Genomic DNA, 17,167 nt, shown 5'->3' on the forward strand with positions numbered 1-17,167 from the left:
GAACATCATTCGGTTCACGGGAGCCCGGCATGCGCATCGGTATGGCACTCAACTACTCGGGCGGTTTCAAGGAGACGGTCGCCGAGCTGGCCGACTACGAGAAGGCCGGACTCGACATCGTGTTCGTGGCCGAGGCCTACAGCTTCGACGCCGTCAGCCAGATGGGCTACATCGCCGCCAGGACCGAGCGGCTGCAGATCGCCTCGGGCATCCTGCCGATCTACTCGCGCACGCCGACGCTGCTGGCGATGACCGCCGCGGGGATGGACTACGTCTCCGACGGCCGCTTCACGCTGGGCCTGGGCGCCTCGGGCCCGCAGGTGATCGAGGGCTTCCACGGCGTGCCGTACACCGCGCCGCTGGGCCGTACCCGAGAGGTCATCGAGATCTGCCGCCAGGTGTGGCGGCGCGAGCGCCTGCAGTACGACGGCAAGCACTACACGCTGCCGCTGCCCGCCGACCAGGGCACCGGCCTCGGCAAGCCGCTCAAGCTCATCAACCACCCGGTACGGTCCCGCATCCCGATCGTGGTCGCGGCAATCGGCCCCAAGAACGTCGAGCTGACCGCGGAGCTGGCCGAGGGCTGGGAGCCGATCTTCTACATGCCGGAGAAGGCCGCCGACGTATGGGGGGCGTCGCTGGCCGCGGGCAAGGCCAGGCGGGACCCGGAGCTGGGCGAGCTGGACGTGATCGCGCAGGCCTCGCTGGCGATCGGCGACGACGTGAGCGGGCTGCTGGAGTTCGGGCGGCCGATGGCGGCCCTCTACATCGGCGGCATGGGCGCCAAGGGCCGGAACTTCTACAACGACCTCGCCAGGCGCTACGGCTACGAGAAGGAGGCCGAGCAGATCCAGGAGCTCTACCTCGACGGCAAGAAGGACGAGGCGGCGGCGCTCGTCCCGCACGAGCTGCTGGAGAAGATGTCGCTGATCGGCAGCGAGGGGTTCGTCCGCGACCGGGTGCAGGCGATGAGGGAGTCGGGCGTCACCACGCTCAACGTCGCCCCCTTCGGAAAGACGCACGAGGAGCGGGTGCGGCTGATCGAGACCATCAAGGAGATCGCCTCCTGACGCCTCGCGGACGGGCGCCGGGGAATGTCCGGCCGCGGGAGTTGGTTACCTGAGGCGTGGCCGGTGTGTCCAGTGTCCCCGGGCCTCACCTATATCGCCTTCGCGGACTACCGTTCGGCTGGAGCCGCGTTGTGCCTTTCGCCGAGAGGCGACCTGCACACCGGTACGCACGCGTCGGGACGCCCCGTCCTCCCCTGGGAGGGCGGGGCGTTTCGCGTTGCGAGCCGAAGATCGGGCGACGGGCTCTATGGTTGGTCGGAAACTGATGTTTGCTGAGTATTGGCGGAGATATGTCCGACGCGACGCCCTCTCTGATCGCGGGCCGGTATCGGCTTGATGAGCGCATCGGCAGCGGGCCGATGGGCGAGGTGTGGCGGGGGTACGACACCCGCGCAGACTGGACCGTGGCCGTGAAGATGCTGGGGGCCAAGGCCGTAGGGGCGGCGACCAGGCAGGTGCTGAGGCAGCACGCTCAGGCCGTCGCCCGGGTGATCCATCCGAACGTGGCCATGGTGCTCGACGTCGGCGACCACGAGGGCGCCCCGTTCCTGGTGATGGAGTTCCTCACCGGGCCCAGCCTGGGCGAGGAACTGGCCGCCCGCGGGCCGATGAAGGTCGTCGAGGTGTGCGATCTGGTCGGGCAGGCCGCGGCGGGGCTGGACGCGGCGCACCGGGCCGGAGTGGTGCACGGGCAGGTGAAGCCCGACAGCCTCCGGCTGGCCGGCAGCGGGGTGTTGAAGGTCGTCGGGTTCGGGCTGGCCGAGCAGGAGGCCACCGACGCCGATCGCCGCTACCGGGCGCCCGAGCAGCTCGACGGGCGTGGTGGCGAGGCGGCGGATCTGTACGCGCTCGGGGTGATCTGTTACGAGCTGCTCACCGGGCAGGCCCCCGCCGGGCAGGCGCCGAGCTCGCTGCGGCCCGAGGTGCCCGAGGAACTGGACCGGCTGGTGCTCGCCCTGCTCGCCGAGGACCCCGCCGAGCGGCCCGCCAGCGGGGAGTCGCTGCGCCGGACGCTGGCGGGCATCGCCAGGCCGCGGGCCAAGGTGGTGGCGAGTCCCGCGCCCGAGTTCCAGCCGCCGGTCCCGCGGGCCGGAGACACGGCGGTCTTCGACGCCGCCGAGCTCGCCCCGCCCGTCAAGGACTCCTCCAACGGGCGGCTGTTCATCCAGTTCGGGGTGGCGGTGGGCGCGATCGTGGCCGTCACCGTCGCGATGGTGGTGATGGCGGGGATGGGGGACGAGGAGCCCGTCGCCGCCCCCACGCCGACCGTGACGCTCGCACCGACCGGGACGTCCACCCCGGACCGGACGCCGAGCACGGACCCGACACCGAAGGCGACCATCGCCCTGCCGAGTTCGGAGCCCACCGGCCTGCGGGAGACGGACGTGCCGAATCCCAAGGGCACCGTCGGCGTCGGCGAGCCGCCCGGTGGCTGGAAGACCTGGGCGGAGCGGTTCGACGAGGCGGTGCAGAGCCAGATGACCTTGGGCGGGATCGACCCGCGTACGGCGAGCAAGGCCCAGGAAAAGATCAGGAAGGCCGGCCGTAAGATCGCCGAAGGCAACGTCGCCGCCGGACAGGGCCAGCTCGAGGACGTCATGCGCGACCTTCTCAGGGCCAGGGAGAAGGGCGAGATGACCGGCGCCGGCCCCCTGTCGTCCTGGCTGGACGAGTGGCGGCTCAGATAGCGCCCGCGATCGAGGTCAGTCCCGCGACATGAGCGTGAGCGCGTACAGGGCGACGGCGGCGAAGTCGTCCGCCGGCTCCGACGCCTGCCACGAGCGCACGTCGTCGACGAACCTGCCGCCCCTGCCCGTGAAGGCCGCGTACGGGTCCGCGCCGCCCTCCGGGCAGGGAGCATGCCGTCCTGGTGGTCGCCGAGGCCGTCCTCGAACAGCGAGGTCGCGTTCGGGCCGTTCACCACGGCAACCGCCGGCGGCCTGCCGGTGAGGTTGGCGATCTGGTGGTGCGGGCAGCGGACCGCGCTCTCGCCCACCCCGGCGACGAACGACACGCCCCAGGGGTTGGCGCCGAGCGCCCAGCCGCGCTGCCGGGTGCCGAACGCGTCGTAGGCGCCGTCCCCGCTGACCGAGCGGTACAGGCGCGAGGTCGCCAGGCCGAAGGCGTGCGGTACGGAGTCGAAGGCGTCGTAGGCGGCGCCCGCGCCGAACGGGTCCTTGGCGGCCCTGGCCGTGCCGATGTCGAGCTGTGCCCGCAGATCGGCCAGCAGGGCGCGCTCCGTGACCTCCGGCCGGACGGCGGCGGCCCGGCGCAGGCCGGTGATCAGGTCCCCTCGAGGACCTCGCGCCCGCGCTGGTCCACCACGCTGAAAGCGGCGCCGGCGGATCCGGTGCGGGTCATCAGGTAGGCCCGCTTGCTCTCGCCGGGCGCGAACCCCACCTGATCGACGCGGATGTGGCCGGACGCCTCCGGCCGCGCCAGCGCCGGACTCGCGGCCGTCATGAGGCCTGCCACGGTCACGACCGTCAACCCGATCGCCAGGGCGTTCCGCATCGGCTCTCCTGTCTAGTTAGGAAACCTTCCTAACCGCTCCCTAGGGTCGTTCATCGTACGTGGCGTGAGTCGTCAATAGTGACAGGGCGGGCGATACACGTACATTGGCGAAATGACCGTCAATTACCAGGAGCGGCGGGCTCGGCTCGCGGCCATGCTGCCCGCGCACGAGGTCGACGCCATGCTGGTCACCTCGAGCGTCAACGTGCGTTACCTCACCGGCCTGGCCAGCTCCAACGCCGCCGTCCTGGTAAGGGCCGACGGCTCGGCGCTGCTCGTGACCGACAACCGCTACATCGACAAGACGCACGGGCTGGACGTCAAGGCGGTGGAGGCGACCGACGTGGCGAGCAGGCTCGCCGCGCCGGGCGTCGGCATCGAGGCGGCGAGCATGAGCGTGGCCACCTTCAACCGGCTGGGCGGCGGGCTGGTGCCGCTGGAGCCGCTGGTCGAGCGGCTCAGGACGGTCAAGGACGACGACGAGCTCGAGCTCGTCCGCACGGCCTGCGCGATCACCGACCAGGCGTTCGCCGACATCTCCCGGAACATCGGGCCGGGCGTCACCGAGCGCGACCTCGCCCGCCTCCTCGACGCCCGCATGATCGAGCTCGGCGCCGACAAGCCCGGCTTCGAGACCATCGTCGCGGCCGGCGAGAACGGCGCCATCCCGCACCACGCCCCCACGGACAGGGAGCTGCGCTCCGGCGACCTGGTGACCATGGACTTCGGCGCCCTCTACCAGGGCTATCACGCCGACATGACGCGCACGGTCTGCCTGGGCGAGCCCGCCGGCTGGCAGCGCGAGATCTACGACCTGGTCGCCGAGGCCCAGCGCGCGGGCTGCGCGGCGGTCCTGCCCGGCGCGCAGGCCAAGGAGGTGGACGCCGCCTCCCGATCCGTCATCGAACTCGCCGGCCACGGTGACCACTTCCGCCACGGCCTCGGCCACGGGGTGGGCCTGGAGATCCATGAGGAGCCGTTCCTGGGCCCTTCACGTACCGGTAGACTAGAGGACCGAGTTCCGATCACCGTCGAGCCGGGGATCTACCTCCCAGGCCGGGGCGGCGTTCGCATCGAGGACACTCTCGTGACACGTGGGAGCGGGGCGGAACTTTTCACCAAGACGACCAAGGAGCTGCTCGTTCTTTGAGCGGCCACACGCGGGAGAGAACGAGTGGCGACGACCAACGACCTCAAGAACGGCATTGTGCTGAAGCTCGACGGTGGTGAGCTGTGGGCCGTCGTGGAGTTCCAGCACGTCAAGCCGGGCAAGGGCGGCGCGTTCGTGCGCACCAAGCTCAAGAACGTGCTCTCCGGCAAGGTCGTCGACAAGACCTTCAACGCCGGAGTCAAGGTCGACGTGGCCAACGTCGACAAGCGTGAGATGCAGTACTCCTACAAGGACGGCGAGGACTTCGTGTTCATGGACACGGAGACCTACGACATGGTCAACGTGCCCAGCAAGACGGTCGGCGACGCCGCCAGCTACATGCTCGAGAACACCCTCGCCACGGTGGCCTTCAACGAGGGTTCCGCCCTCTACGTGGACCTGCCCGCCGCGGTCGAGCTGACCATCGAGGCCACCGAGCCGGGCCTGCAGGGCGACCGCTCCACCGGCGGCACCAAGCCCGCCACCCTGGAGACCGGCGCCGAGATCAAGGTCCCGCTCTTCATCACCACGGGCGAGCGGGTCAAGGTCGACACCCGCAGCGGCGAATACCTCGGCCGGGCCTGAGGTGTCGGCACGAGGCAAAGCACGCAGGCGGGCTCTGGACATCCTCTTCGAGGCCGAGCTGCGCGGCGAAGACCCCCTGAAGATCCTCGGCGAGCGGGTGGAGCGCCAGGAGCCTCCGGTGAACGAATACACCTCGGCCATCGTCGAAGGTGTCGCCAGGCACAACGCTCGCATCGACGAGCTGATCACCACCTACTCCGAGGGCTGGACCCTCGACCGCATGCCCGCGGTCGACCGCAACCTGCTGCGCGGCGGCACCTACGAGCTGCTGTGGATGCCGGACGTCCCCGAGGGCGTGGTCATCAGCGAATGGGTGCACCTGGCGGGGGAGCTGTCGACGGACGAGTCGCCGCAGTTCGTCAACGGCCTGCTGGCCCGCTTCAAGCAGCTCAAGCCCAGCCTGACGCTCTGACGGCACGGGCCGGCCGCGAGGATCACGCGGCTGCCCGTGTCACGCCCTCGTACGCCGCCGTACGCCGCTGTGCGGCCTCACCGCGCGCGCCGTACGGCCTGCTTGAACTCGGGGCACTCCACCAGCGGGTCGTGCTCGCAGACGGCGGCGTGGCGCAGGCTGTCGCGCAGCCGGGTGAGCTGGTCGACGCGTTCGCCGACCTCCCGCTCCTTGGCCGCCATCCGCTCGCGCAGCTCCGTGTCCGACGGCCTGGCCCGCAGGAAGCCGGCGATCTCCGCCAGCGTGAACCCGGCGTCGCGGGCGCAGCTGATCAGCGCGAGCCGGTCCAGCGTCTCCGCGCGGTAGGCGCGGCGCAGGCCGTTGCGGCCGTCGGCGGTGATGAGGCCCTTGCGCTCGTAGAAGCGCAGGGCTGACGGGGCCAGCCCGGACCGCTGGGACACCTCGGCGATGTCGAGCAGCATTCGCGCTCCCTTGGCTTGAACCGCGCTTCACGTCGCAGTCTAGGGCCACCGCTGGGCGGTGCTCGTGGCGGCGCGGGCTCGAGGGCGTCCGTACTGGACGGGGCTGCCGCCGGAGATCCTGCTGATACCACTGCAGCTCGACGCCCAGGTGGACGCCGAGCTGCGGATCGCGGACCCGGCGAGGCCGCGGGCGGTGCCGATGTCGTCGGCGCGCGACCCGTGGGAGCCCGCCCGCTACCTCTGAACGGCTGTCAGTGACCCGACGCCGCCCGCTCCTGGACCAGTCGCTCCTCGCCCGTCAGCGTGTGGAGCGGCTTCTCCTTGATGAACAGCACCGCCACCAGCGCGAGCGCCGTCAGCGGCACGCCGATGAGGAACAGGTCTGCCGTGGCCGTCGCGTACACGTCCTGGATGACCCGGACCACGGGGGCGGGCAGCTTGGAGATGTCCGGGACGGCGTCGCCTCCGGCGGGCAGCGGGCCCAGCTTCTCCGTCATCAGCGTGGTGATCCGGTTGGCGAGCACCGCCCCCAGGGCGCTGACGCCGACCGCGCCGCCCATGCTGCGGAAGAAGGACAGCACCGAGGTGGTGACGCCGAGGTCCTGGGCGTCGATGTCGTTCTGCGCCGCGAGCACGAGGTTCTGCATGAGCATGCCGACGCCGATGCCGAGCACCGCCATGTAGACGCCGAGCACCAGCGTGCTCGTCCGCCCGTCGATGGTGCTGAGCAGGCCCATCCCGGCGAGCATGACGACGCCGCCGGCCACCAGGAAGCCCTTCCAGCGGCCCCAGCGGGTGATGAGCTGGCCGGCGACGGTCGAGGAGATGAGCAGGCCGAAGACCATCGGCAGGCTCATCAGACCGGCGACCGTCGGCGACTTGCCGAGAGCCACCTGGAAGTACTGCGACAGGAAGACCGTGCCGCCGAACATGGCCACGCCGACCAGCACACTGGCGACGGTGGCGAGGGTGACGGTGCGGTTCTTGAAGATGTGCAGGGGGATGATCGGCTCGGCGGCGCGCGACTCCACCCAGACGGCCAGCGCCAGGACGAGCACGCCGCCGCTCACCAGGCCGGCGGTCCACCACGAGCCCCACTCGAACTGCTGGCCCGCCAGCGACGACCAGATCAGCAGCGTGGAGACGCCCACCGTGATGAGCAGGGCGCCGAGGTAGTCGACCTTCACCTGCCTGCGCACCACCGGCAGGTCGAGCGTGCGCTGCAGCAGGATGATGGCCACGATCGTGAACGGGACGCCGATCAGGAAGCACCAGCGCCACCCCAGCCAGGAGGTGTCCACCAGCAGGCCGCCGATGAGCGGGCCGGCGACCGTGCCGACGCCGAAGACGGCGCCGAAGATGCCGGCGTAGCGGCCGAGCTCGCGCGGCGGGATCATGGCCGCCATCACGATCATGGCCAGCGCGGTCATGCCACCCGCGCCGACGCCCTGGACCACGCGGCTGACGATGAGGATCTCCACGTTCGGCGTCAGGCCCGCGATCAGCGAGCCCACCACGAACAGTCCCAGGGAGAGCTGGATCAGCAACTTCTTGTTGTAGAGGTCGGCCATCTTGCCCCAGAGCGGCACGGTGGCCGTCATGGCCAGCAGCTCGGAGGTGACGATCCAGGTGTAGACGGTCTGCGAACCCTGCAGGTCGGTGATGATGCGCGGCAGGGCGTTGGCCACGACGGTCGAGGCCAGGATGGACACGAACATGCCCACCATCAGCCCGGACAGCGCCTGCAGGACCTTCCGTCGGGAGGTTCGCTCGGCGGGCGCGGCCTCTGGTTCTGGCTGCGCGCTGGTCGTTGTCATGCTTCCTCTGTTTCTCGGGCAGGTGCGGGCGCGCGGCATGCGGATGCCGCAGAAGAAAGAACGAGAGTGGTTTACGGGTTGGGCAGACCTGCGGCGAGCCGGTCGAAGACCTCGTCGACCAGACCGGTGAGCTCCGGGCCGCCGTCCTGGGAGCTCCAGCGCAGCACCGCCGTCCGGAATGCGGCCAGGGCCACGGCCGTGACGAGTTCGGCGAAACCGGCGGCGGGGGCGCGCTCGGCGATCGCGGTCGCCATGGCACGCTCGGTCTGGCTGCCGCCGGCGACGAGTCTCGGCAGGAGCGAAGGGTTCTGCTCGAACACCTTCAGCCGGAGCAGCCACTGTTCGCGCCGCTCCTGGATGTCCTCGGCGACGTCCAGCATCGTCAGGCGCAGCGCCTCCAGAGCGGGAACGTCCGAGGGGACTGCGGCGAGCCTGTCTCTCAGCTCGTCCTCGTCCATCCGGCTCCGGCCGATCAGGGCGTCCTCTTTGGAGGGGAAGTAGTTGAAGAAGGTGCGGGAGGAGACGTCGACCGCCCCCGCGATGTCCTCCACCGTGACCTTCGCCAGGCCGCGCTCGGCGACCAGCCTCAGGGCGGCGCGCTCCAGCGCCGTGCGGGTTTCGAGCTTTTTGCGGTCTCTCCGCCCAAGCTCGTCACTGCTGTCCACGATGGTCACAAAGAGCAGAATAGAGGTGAAGTTTCAGAGTCTGCAACTTTTCAGGATGTGAAGTGGGGTAAATCACCCTGTTGATCGGTCAGGCGCCGGGGAGCGGGCGATCACCCGCACGGCGTAGGCTGGGCGCGTTCGTGGAAAGAGGGAGGCGAGCCGACGTTGCGTGCTGAAGGCGTCACGAGGACCCCGGCGGTCCGGACCGCCGTCGTCTGGGACGCGCTGCGGGCGGTGCTGGCCGAGCTGGCCGCCGCCACCGGGCGCGACGTGCTCGACATCGTCGACGCCGGCGGCGGCACCGGCGGGTTCGCCGTGCCGATGGCCGTGCTGGGCCACTCGGTGACCGTGGTGGACCCCAGCCCCGACTCGCTGGCCGCGCTTGAGCGCAGGGCCAAGGAGAAGGGCGTGCGGGTGCGCGCGCTGCAGGGCGACGCCGCCGGCCTGGGTGACCTGCTCAGCCGCGACAGTGCCGACCTGGTCCTGTGCCACAGCGTGCTGGAGTACGTCGAGGATCCGGTCAGCGCGCTGACCGCCATGGCCCAGCTCGTGCGCGCGGACGGCGCGGTGAGCGTGCTGGCCGCCAACCCGGTGGCCAGCGCCATCCATCGCGCGCTCGCCGGGCAGTTCGACGAGGCCAGGACCGTGCTGTCGGACCCGCAGGGGAGCTGGGGCGACCGCGACCCCACGCCGCGCCGCTTCACCGGCGAGACCCTCACCCAGCTGCTGACCGTGGCGGGGTTCGCCCCCGGCGTGGTCCACGGCGTGCGGGTCTTCGCCGACCTGGTGCCGAGCCGCCTGGTCGACGCCGAGCCGGGCGCCGCCGAGGCGCTGGTGGCGCTGGAGCAGGCCGCCTCGGCCCATCCGGTGCTGAGAGACATCGCGACCCAGCTCCACGTGCTGGGCCGCCGGCGGTGAAAGGTGCGAGGATGAGGCGGACCATCGGCATAGAACACGTGTGCGGATAGAATTGGCGGCGTGTCTCGCAAGCAGATCACCGGCATCGGCCCCGCTCCGGAGACCGGGGGCGACGACAGCGGCTGCCCCATCCTGCATGTCGACATGGACGCCTTCTTCGCCAGCGTCGAGCTGCTCGAGCGCCCGGAGCTGCGGGGGCGTCCGGTGATCGTGGGCTCGCCCGCCGGGCGGGGGGTCGTGCTCAGCGCCACCTACGAGGCCCGGGCCCAGGGCGTGCACTCGGCGATGCCCATGAGCAGAGCGCGCAGGCTGTGCCCGCAGGCCACGATCATCCCGCCCAGCCACGGCAAGTACACCGAGGTCTCCAAGGGCGTCATGGAGATCTTCCACTCGATCACCCCGCTGGTGGAGCCCATCGCGTCGGACGAGGCGTTCCTCGACGTCGCCGGTGCCCGGCGCAGGCTGGGATCGCCCGCCGAGATCGCCGCGATGATCAGGTCGGAGGTTCTGGAGCGCTACGGCATCACCTGCTCCGTGGGCATCGCGAGTAGTAAATTCATCGCAAAACTCGCCTCGAAACAGTGCAAGCCCGACGGCATGCTGGTGGTGCCCGCCGAAGAGGTCGTGGCCTTCCTCCACCCGCTGCCCGTGTCCGCGCTGTGGGGCGTCGGCGAGCGCACCGAGCAGTCCCTGGTCCGCCTCGGCATCCGCACGGTTGGCGACCTGGCCAGGGTGCCCCCGAGCACGCTCCAGCGCGAGCTCGGGCAGGCGGCGGGCGGCCACCTCGCGGCGCTGGCCTGGGGGCGGGACGAGCGGCCGGTGACCGCGCACGTCCCCGACAAGAGCATCGGCAACGAGGAGACCTTCGCCGCCGACGTCGACGATCCCGAGACGATCAAGCGTGAGTTGCTGCGCCTGTCCGAACGCGTGGCCGCCAGGATGCGTAAGGGCGGACACGTGGGCAGGACTGTAAGTGTGAAGCTGCGTCGCGCCGACTTCTCCACGATCACTCGGTCCCGGACACTGCGGGAGCCCACCGACGTCGCCCAGGAGATTTACGCCACAGCCTGTGAGCTCTTCCAGGCGGCGGGCCTGGAGCGCGTTCGCCTTCGCCTCGTCGGGGTCCGGATGGAGGGCCTGCGTCCTGCCGATTCGGCATCACGCCAGCTCAGCCTGGGAGAGCGGGAAACCGGCTGGCGTGAGGCCGAGCAGGCCATGGACAAGGCAGTGCAGAGATTCGGGCCCGATGCGGTGCTCCCCGCTTCGCTTGTGCGGGCCAGGCTTGATGAAATGGAGGCGTGAGGCGATGTCACGACTTCGGGGGAGGAGTGAAAAATGGCCCAGAATGAAGCCATGACGTCACCTCCGGTTTGGTCTGCGTTGGACGTTTGCTTTCGCCTACGTCTACAGCCTCGTATTCTGGGGATAACCGACCGCGAGGTTCGGACACCCCGTGTCGTCCGTTGCCGTATTCCCCGTCCTGGGGCCGTCCTTGGGAGGCGCCGTGCCGCTCTCTGAGCACGAGCAGCGCTTGCTCGACCAGATCGAGCAGGCCCTCTACGCCGAGGACCCGAAGTGGGCCAACACCGTAAGGATCAGTGACCCGCGCAGCCATTACAAGCGTCGCCTGGTCAAAGCCTCCATAGGCTTTGCCCTCGGCGTCGTCCTGCTGATGGTCGGCGTAGTGATCAACTTGATCCCCCTCGGCGTCGGCGGTTTCGTGGTCATGCTCGCCGCGTGTCTGTGGGGTCTGTCCAGTTGGAAACGAATGAATGGGTTCGGTGACTCCGCCTCGGCATCCGAAGCGAGCGTCCCGGGCAAGCAGGTCCGCCGGGGTAACCGGGGGAGCTTCATGGAGCGCATGGAAGAGCGCTGGCGCCGTCGCCATGACGAACGCTGAGCTCTAGCACCCCAAAAGACGAACGTGCGGCCGTTCCCCGCAGGGGGAACGACCGCACGCACGTTCGGTCAGATCGTCATGCGCCCTTCTGTGCTGCCGTCCGCCGCAACCTGATGTTCTCCAGCCGGTCGAAGCCGTCCAGCAGTCCCTCGCCCATGAGCCGCAGCCGCCGCATCGTCGACGGCGGCAGCAGCACCGCCCGCAGCCGCCTGCCCCGTGACACCGTGGCCGCCAGAGCCTGGCGCACCCTGCGCAGGTCCTTGTTCATGGGGCCGATCTCACCCGGATCCCGGGCGAACAGCACCCGCTCCACCGTCCCCGCGATCGCCGCGACGGACGCCGCCGACTCGGCGTCGAACTCGTACCGCTCGGTCAGCCGTCGCGCCAGCGCCCGCGGCGTCTCGCTGGGCTCGCGCGCCATGCCGTAGTCGCAGAGCGCGTCGTCCAGCTCCGCCCAGGCGGCCGCGACCGACGGATGGCTCACCGCCACCACCCTGGCCGTCACCTCGTCCGACGGCTGCGACACCTTCCAGCCGAGCACGCGGACCCGCCTGCTCCTCGTCACCAGCCTGATCGCGGCCGGGATCAGCAGGAGCAGCAGGAGCGCGCCCGCACCGATGCCGATCTTGGCGATCAGCGGCATCGAATCGTCCGGAGGCAGCCCGCCGCTGGCGATGAGCGCCTCACGGTCCAGCTCGCGCGGGTTCTGCCGGCTCTGCGGATCCAGCGGCTCGTCGGCCGAGGAGCTGGTGGCCCCCGGCGACGGGGTCGCGCTGCTGGTCGTGGAGCGCGGCTGCGGCTGCGTGTAGGTGGGCACCCGGGCGCTGCCCTGGCCGAGCGAGCCCGCGGGCGTCGGCTCGAACGGCAGCCAGCCCACGCCCTCGAAGTACAGCTCGGGCCAGGAGTGGGAGTCGTTCGTGCCGACGGTCCACTGGCCGCCGATCTGCGTGCCGCCGGTGTAGCCGATCGCCACCCGCGAGGGGATGCCGGCGATCCTGGCGAGCAGCGCCATCGAGGCCGCGAACTGCTCGCAGTAGCCCGCCCTGCTGCGCAGCAGGAAGTCCTGCAGCGCGGAGTTGCTGTGGCCCTGCGTCTTCAGGCTGTAGACGAAGCCGCCGTTCTTGGTGAAGAACTCCTGCAACCGGACCGCGGCCTGGTAGCTCGTCTCCGCGCCCTGCGTCTGTTCGAAGGCCAACTCCCTGATCTCCAGCGGCAGGTCCTCCGGCACCTCCAGGTAGCGCGGGTCGGCTCCCTCCCTGGTCGAGGGGAGCGAGTCCAGCAGGTCGGCCGTGGGCTCCGGCTCGCTCGTGGCGACCTCGTACTCCAGTCCGGCGGCCTGGTCGCGGGTGGAGAAGACCATCAGCGTGCTGACGTCCGCGCGCCAGTCGCCGTCGACCCTGATCTCCCTCGCCGGGTACGGCAGCGGCAGGAACGAGAGCTTGGCGATCTCCTCGCTGATGGTGATGGTGGAGCGGACGTTGCTGACCTTCACCCCCTGCCCCAGCCCCGGCGGCGGTGGCAGCGGGCCGTTCTCCGTCCTGTTCTCCGGGGCGCCCTCCGGCTGCGTCATGCCGAACTGGTCGCCGTCGAAGGTGTCGAGCGCGTAGATCCTCAGGTAGCGAGGCTTGTTGTCGCTGTTGGTGTAGGTGAGGACGGTACGCCGCTCCGGCAGCTCCAGCTGGCCCTTCAGGTTGGCGATCGGATTCGGGATGCTGATCGAGTTGCCCCTGCCCGAGCCGCTGCCGCCGACGCCGAAGGTGAAGAAGGAGACCGGCTCCATCGCGGGCAGCGCGGCGGGCAGCAGCACGGCCAGCGCGATCGCGGCGAAGCCGATCCGCTTGCCCGACAGGCGCAGGCCGCGCGTGTCCGCCGGTGCGCGCGCCTGCATGTCCGCGGTGGTCCGCAGGTCGGGCCGGGCCGAACGGTTCCGGCGCACCAGCACCGCCCTGCCCCAGTGCCCCACCCGCTCGCGCCCGTCGGCGATCAGCATGCTGGTGAACCCGAGCGCCGCGAGGATGAACGCGGGCCAGCTGATCGGATCGGGCAGGATCGTGGCCGGCACCGTGGCCAGCGCGAGCAGCGGCAGCCCGGCCAGCGCCGCCCTGCGCAGCCGCGCCGCGAACAGGTCGACGATGATCGCGATCAGGCCCACGCCGCCCGCGGTCAGCAGGGAGATGCCCTCGTTGGCCGGGACCGGCGCCGCGAACCGCTGGATGTCGTCCCAGCCGGTGGCCAGCAGCTCGGCCAGCTCCAGCACCGACGCCTTGGTCGGCACCAGCAACGCCCAGGCCTCCTCGGCGGCGAAGGACGCCGTCAGGAAGATCCACAGTGCTGCCACGCTGACCAGCGGCGCGGCCCAGGCGGGCAGCGACAGCCGGCCGCTCAGCACGCTCCCGGCCAGCACGGCCACCACCGCGCCGAGCGAGGCCCAGAACCAGGACCCGCCCTCGAAGAGCGGGTAGAGCAGGATGGACGCGGTGAACGTCGCCACCGCGGCCGCTACCGAAAGCCTCATGCCGAACCTCCGCTGAGGGCGTACCTGCCGCGGCTGGCGGCGTCCTGCCAGACCGAGGCGATCGAGACGCCGGCGGGCAGCCGGACGATCCGCCAGCCGTAGCCGGCCAGCACGGTCTGCACGGCCTGGGCGTTCTCCGCCGAGTCCTGAGTCTCCCCGTCCCACGTGTCCACGTCGAGCAGCACCGCCACTCCGGTGATGCCGCTGTGCCTGAGCCTGGCCAGCTCCCGCGCCTCCTCGGGATCGAGCGCGCCGACCACGGCCACGATCAGGCCGTCACCGCCGCCCTGCCGCAGCGCGGACACGCCCATCTCCAGCGAGCGGGCGGAACTGCTGCGCACCATGGCGAGCGTGTCGAGCAGCGACCAGCTCAGCCCCGAGTCGGTCAGGTGCTCGGCGCCCTGGTCGGTCACCAGCCGCAGGCCGAGGCCCTCGCGCGCCAGATGCACGCCGATGGAGGCGGCGGCCGAGACCGCCACCTCGAAGGAGGAGCGCGGGCCCTCGCCGCGGTGGGCGTACCTGCGGGTGTCGAGCAGGAGCGCGCCGCGGCTCTGCCACTGCTGCTCCTCGCGCCGTACCATCAGCTCGCCGTGGCGGGCGGTGGAGCGCCAGTGCACCCGGCGCAGGTCGTCGCCCTGCCGGTACTCGCGCGGGGCCACGTCGTCGTCGCCCGCGGCCGCCACGCTCCTGGTGCGGCTGTCGCCGCCGCCGGTCCACTCGCCGGACAGCCGTACGTGCGGCAGCGCCACCACCTGCGGGGTCACCACCAGCGTGTCGCTGATCGTGAACGCGCGGGTCAGCTCGACCAGCCCGAACGGGTCGGCGATGCGCACCGACAGCGGGCCGATCGGGTAGCGCCCGCGCAGGTCGGAGCGGACCCGGTAGTCGATCTCCCGGACGCCGCGAGCCTCCACCCTGTCCAGCACGAACCTGGGCCGCACGCCCAGCGCGTACGGCACCGTGTCCTCGATCAGCAGCAGACCGGTCGGCAGCCTGGTCACGTTCTCCAGGCGGAGCGTCACGGTCGCCTCGCCGCCCACTTCCGCCCTGCCCGGATCCAGCCGCCGGGCGCAGCTCAGGCGGTATCTGGTACGTGCCACCACCATCGCGGCCAGCAACGGCAGGGCCGTCACCAGCACCCCGATCCGGAACAGGTCGTTCTCGCCCAGCAGGAACGCCATCACCAGCGCGGCGATCCCGGAGGCGAGGAACGAGCGCCCCCTGGAGGTGAGCGCTCGCAGTCCGGCCCTCACGACGCCCGGGTCTCCGGCACGGGCACGCGCCTGACCAGCTCTGTCACCACCTGCTCGGGCAGGCGCCGCTGCCCCTGGGCCTCGATGCTCGGCAGCAGCCGGTGCGCGAGCACGGGCACGGCCAGCTCCTGCAGGTCGTCGGGGATGACGTAGTCGCGGCCGGAGAGCGCCGCGTGCGCCCTGGCCGCGCGGACGAGCTGCAGCGTCGACCGCGGCGAGGCACCCAGGCGCAGGTCGGGGGAGTGACGGGTGGCCACAGCCAGGTCGATGGCGTACTTCTTGACCGGCTGCGAGACGTACACGCCGCGCACCGCGTCGATCAGCGCGCGCACCTCCGCCGTGGTCGCCACCGGCTCCAGCTTGTCCAACGGCGGGGTGCCGCCGTGCACGTCCAGCATCTCCAGCTCGGCGGTCGGCTCGGGGTAGCCCATCGCGACCCGGGCGGTGAAGCGGTCCCGCTGCGCCTCCGGCAGGGGATAGGTGCCCTCCATCTCGATCGGGTTCTGCGTCGCGATCACCATGAACGGCGTGTCCAGCTGGTACGTCATGCCGTCAACGGTGACCTGACGCTCCTCCATGCACTCCAGCAACGCCGACTGCGTCTTGGGGGAGGCGCGGTTGATCTCGTCGCCCACCACGATGTTGGCGAACACCGGCCCAGGCTTGAACTCGAACTCCCGGGTCTGCTGGTTGTAGGCGCTCACCCCGGTGATGTCACTGGGCAACAGGTCGGGGGTGAACTGCACACGGCGCACGGGACAGTCAATGGACCGCGCCAGCGCCTTGGCCAGCATGGTCTTGCCAACCCCCGGGACGTCCTCGATCAGCAGGTGGCCCTCGGCGAGCAGAACGGTAACCGTGAGGCGGACGGCATCGCTCTTGCCCTCGATCACCGATTCGATCGCCTGCCGGATCCGGTGAGCGGTGGAGACCAGCTCACCGAGCTGGGGCGGGACGTCATGGGTTACTGCCACCGGGCCTCCATGGGAAGTGCTGCGGCGGCCCCGCGCATGGGTGCTTTTGCGGGTGCCAAGCCATTGTTTTCCATTATCTGTACGACCCTACGACTCTGTGGGTTCTGGAGCGACTTTTGCGGATAATCCAGAGAAGACGGATGTTGTTCACGTTCTTATCGCATACAGGTGCGAATGTCGTGACACTCCACCCCGTGAGCCGCCCCACTTTCCTCCACCGGCGCCCCGGGCCGCACCGCCGCCCCATATGCGTCGGGGGTTCTCCGCCTTCGACACGCCCGTGGCCGGGGGCCCGGCCTCCCGCGCCCTCCACTGCAGCCCGGCGCTCTGACCTGCGACAATGCGCGCCGAAAAGCTGATCAAGGCGGTTAGAATCAGTTGACGGTGGGGAGAAGTGGAGTATGGTGGTGCGCAGTGGAGGGCACGGTGCGCCAGCGCTGAGCGCTTCACGAGGCACGGGAGGTGGGGCCGATGTTCCTCGGCACCCATCAACCGCGTCTGGACGACAAGGGACGGCTGTTCCTGCCGGCTAAGTACCGTGAGGAGCTGGCGGAGGGTCTTGTGATCACCAAAGGCCAGGAGCGATGCCTCTACGTCTTTCCAGTGGAGGAGTTCCAGCGCATTACCGAGGCTCTCAGCACCGCCCCGGTCACCGCCAAGGCGGTGCGCGACTACAGCCGTGTCTTCTTCGCCAGCGCATCCGATGAGAAACCGGACAAGCAGGGGCGCATCACGATCCCGCAGGGCCTGCGCCAGTACGCGGGCCTGCAGCGTGACTGTGTCGTCATAGGGGCCAACACCCGGCTGGAGATCTGGGACGCGCAGGCCTGGGACACCTACCTCAACGCGCAGGAGCAGGCCTTCGCCGACCTGTCGGAGGAGGTGTTGCCAGGGATTCTGTGAAGCCACGGTCGAGCCGTCGGAGATGTCGTT

At 70.4% G+C, this 17,167-nt stretch carries 17 protein-coding genes and 1 pseudogene; 10 read left to right on the forward strand and 8 right to left on the reverse strand.

Annotated features, from left to right (window positions below):
• The first annotated feature begins 29 nt into the window (after positions 1–29).
• Positions 30–1,070, forward strand: coding sequence for an LLM class F420-dependent oxidoreductase (locus V5E28_RS23040; RefSeq protein WP_336209100.1), 1,041 nt, complete (start codon positions 30–32; stop codon positions 1,068–1,070).
• A 290-nt stretch (positions 1,071–1,360) separates the two neighbouring features.
• On the forward strand, positions 1,361–2,758 hold the full coding sequence (locus tag V5E28_RS23045) for a serine/threonine-protein kinase (RefSeq protein WP_336209101.1): 1,398 nt from the start codon (positions 1,361–1,363) through the stop codon (positions 2,756–2,758).
• A 245-nt stretch (positions 2,759–3,003) separates the two neighbouring features.
• Here the strand turns inward: V5E28_RS23045 and V5E28_RS23050 are convergent.
• Both V5E28_RS23050 and V5E28_RS23055 read right to left on the reverse strand, forming a co-directional pair.
• Positions 3,004–3,417: pseudogene (locus V5E28_RS23050) on the reverse strand (glycoside hydrolase family 9 protein); the annotation flags it as partial.
• Positions 3,354–3,584, reverse strand: coding sequence for a cellulase N-terminal Ig-like domain-containing protein (locus V5E28_RS23055; RefSeq protein ID WP_336209102.1), 231 nt, complete (start codon positions 3,582–3,584; stop codon positions 3,354–3,356). The gene V5E28_RS23055 and the pseudogene V5E28_RS23050, both read right to left, overlap by 64 nt.
• 112 nt (positions 3,585–3,696) lie before the next feature.
• Between V5E28_RS23055 and V5E28_RS23060 the strand changes: the two genes are divergently transcribed.
• Genes V5E28_RS23060 through nusB form a run of 3 tightly spaced genes read left to right on the forward strand, consistent with a single transcriptional unit; the run spans position 3,697 to position 5,731 of the window.
• A complete protein-coding gene (locus V5E28_RS23060) occupies positions 3,697–4,734 on the forward strand; it encodes a M24 family metallopeptidase (RefSeq protein ID WP_336209103.1) in 1,038 nt (345 codons plus the stop codon).
• Positions 4,735–4,758: 24 nt separating this feature from the next.
• Positions 4,759–5,319, forward strand: coding sequence for an elongation factor P (gene efp, locus V5E28_RS23065; RefSeq protein WP_336209104.1), 561 nt, complete (start codon positions 4,759–4,761; stop codon positions 5,317–5,319).
• A 1-nt stretch (position 5,320) separates the two neighbouring features.
• Positions 5,321–5,731 carry a transcription antitermination factor NusB gene (gene nusB / locus V5E28_RS23070; RefSeq protein WP_336209105.1) on the forward strand — a complete coding sequence of 137 codons (411 nt, stop codon included), beginning with the start codon at positions 5,321–5,323 and terminating at the stop codon, positions 5,729–5,731.
• 77 nt (positions 5,732–5,808) lie between these two features.
• Here the strand turns inward: nusB and V5E28_RS23075 are convergent, their stop codons facing one another.
• Positions 5,809–6,192, reverse strand: coding sequence for a MerR family transcriptional regulator (locus V5E28_RS23075; RefSeq protein ID WP_336209106.1), 384 nt, complete (start codon positions 6,190–6,192; stop codon positions 5,809–5,811).
• A 64-nt stretch (positions 6,193–6,256) separates the two neighbouring features.
• Here V5E28_RS23075 and V5E28_RS23080 point away from each other — a divergent pair, with 64 nt between their 5' ends.
• On the forward strand, positions 6,257–6,436 hold the full coding sequence (locus tag V5E28_RS23080; RefSeq protein WP_336209107.1) for a hypothetical protein: 180 nt from the start codon (positions 6,257–6,259) through the stop codon (positions 6,434–6,436).
• Between the two features lie 7 nt (positions 6,437–6,443).
• On the opposite strand, the gene V5E28_RS23085 is transcribed toward V5E28_RS23080, so the two are convergent.
• On the reverse strand, positions 6,444–8,009 hold the full coding sequence (locus tag V5E28_RS23085) for an MDR family MFS transporter (RefSeq protein ID WP_336209108.1): 1,566 nt from the start codon (positions 8,007–8,009) through the stop codon (positions 6,444–6,446).
• 71 nt (positions 8,010–8,080) lie between these two features.
• Positions 8,081–8,683, reverse strand: coding sequence for an acyl-CoA-like ligand-binding transcription factor (locus V5E28_RS23090; protein ID WP_336209109.1), 603 nt, complete (start codon positions 8,681–8,683; stop codon positions 8,081–8,083).
• 156 nt (positions 8,684–8,839) lie between these two features.
• Here V5E28_RS23090 and V5E28_RS23095 point away from each other — a divergent pair, with 156 nt between their 5' ends.
• From V5E28_RS23095 to V5E28_RS23105, 3 genes are all read left to right on the forward strand, one after another.
• A complete protein-coding gene (locus tag V5E28_RS23095; RefSeq protein WP_336209110.1) occupies positions 8,840–9,592 on the forward strand; it encodes a methyltransferase domain-containing protein in 753 nt (250 codons plus the stop codon).
• Between the two features lie 60 nt (positions 9,593–9,652).
• Positions 9,653–10,894, forward strand: coding sequence for a DNA polymerase IV (locus V5E28_RS23100; RefSeq protein WP_336209111.1), 1,242 nt, complete (start codon positions 9,653–9,655; stop codon positions 10,892–10,894).
• A 202-nt stretch (positions 10,895–11,096) separates the two neighbouring features.
• Entirely contained in the window at positions 11,097–11,492 is a 396-nt protein-coding gene (locus V5E28_RS23105) for a DUF3040 domain-containing protein (RefSeq protein WP_336209112.1), read from the forward strand.
• A gap of 76 nt (positions 11,493–11,568) precedes the next feature.
• Here the strand turns inward: V5E28_RS23105 and V5E28_RS23110 are convergent, their stop codons facing one another.
• The 3 genes from V5E28_RS23110 to V5E28_RS23120 are packed head-to-tail and all read right to left on the reverse strand — an operon-like array spanning position 11,569 to position 16,234.
• Positions 11,569–14,007: a transglutaminase TgpA family protein gene (locus tag V5E28_RS23110; RefSeq protein ID WP_336209113.1), complete on the reverse strand. Its 2,439-nt coding sequence runs from the start codon at positions 14,005–14,007 to the stop codon at positions 11,569–11,571.
• Positions 14,004–15,260, reverse strand: a complete 1,257-nt coding sequence (locus V5E28_RS23115) for a DUF58 domain-containing protein (RefSeq protein ID WP_336209114.1) — start codon at positions 15,258–15,260, stop codon at positions 14,004–14,006. Before V5E28_RS23115 ends, V5E28_RS23110 begins: the two co-directional genes overlap by 4 nt.
• Positions 15,257–16,234, reverse strand: coding sequence for an AAA family ATPase (locus tag V5E28_RS23120; RefSeq protein WP_336209115.1), 978 nt, complete (start codon positions 16,232–16,234; stop codon positions 15,257–15,259). The genes V5E28_RS23115 and V5E28_RS23120 overlap by 4 nt, the downstream gene beginning before the upstream one ends.
• Positions 16,235–16,705: 471 nt before the next feature.
• Between V5E28_RS23120 and mraZ the strand changes: the two genes are divergently transcribed.
• Positions 16,706–17,137: a division/cell wall cluster transcriptional repressor MraZ gene (gene mraZ, locus V5E28_RS23125; protein WP_219507284.1), complete on the forward strand. Its 432-nt coding sequence runs from the start codon at positions 16,706–16,708 to the stop codon at positions 17,135–17,137.
• The last annotated feature ends 30 nt before the right edge of the window (positions 17,138–17,167 follow it).

This window comes from Nonomuraea sp. LPB2021202275-12-8, assembly GCF_037044575.1.
Lineage (GTDB): Bacteria > Actinomycetota > Actinomycetes > Streptosporangiales > Streptosporangiaceae > Nonomuraea.

Bases quoted from the DNA above. Each gene is read 5' to 3' on its own strand.
- V5E28_RS23040 (WP_336209100.1), top strand. From the start codon at position 30: ATGCGCATCGGTATGGCACTCAACTACTCGGGCGGTTTCAAGGAGACG.
- V5E28_RS23045 (WP_336209101.1), top strand. From the start codon at position 1,361: ATGTCCGACGCGACGCCCTCTCTGATCGCGGGCCGGTATCGGCTTGAT.
- V5E28_RS23055 (WP_336209102.1), bottom strand. From the start codon at position 3,584: ATGCGGAACGCCCTGGCGATCGGGTTGACGGTCGTGACCGTGGCAGGC.
- V5E28_RS23060 (WP_336209103.1), top strand. From the start codon at position 3,697: ATGACCGTCAATTACCAGGAGCGGCGGGCTCGGCTCGCGGCCATGCTG.
- V5E28_RS23075 (WP_336209106.1), bottom strand. From the start codon at position 6,192: ATGCTGCTCGACATCGCCGAGGTGTCCCAGCGGTCCGGGCTGGCCCCG.
- V5E28_RS23085 (WP_336209108.1), bottom strand. From the start codon at position 8,009: ATGACAACGACCAGCGCGCAGCCAGAACCAGAGGCCGCGCCCGCCGAG.
- V5E28_RS23110 (WP_336209113.1), bottom strand. From the start codon at position 14,007: ATGAGGCTTTCGGTAGCGGCCGCGGTGGCGACGTTCACCGCGTCCATC.
- mraZ (WP_219507284.1), top strand. From the start codon at position 16,706: ATGTTCCTCGGCACCCATCAACCGCGTCTGGACGACAAGGGACGGCTG.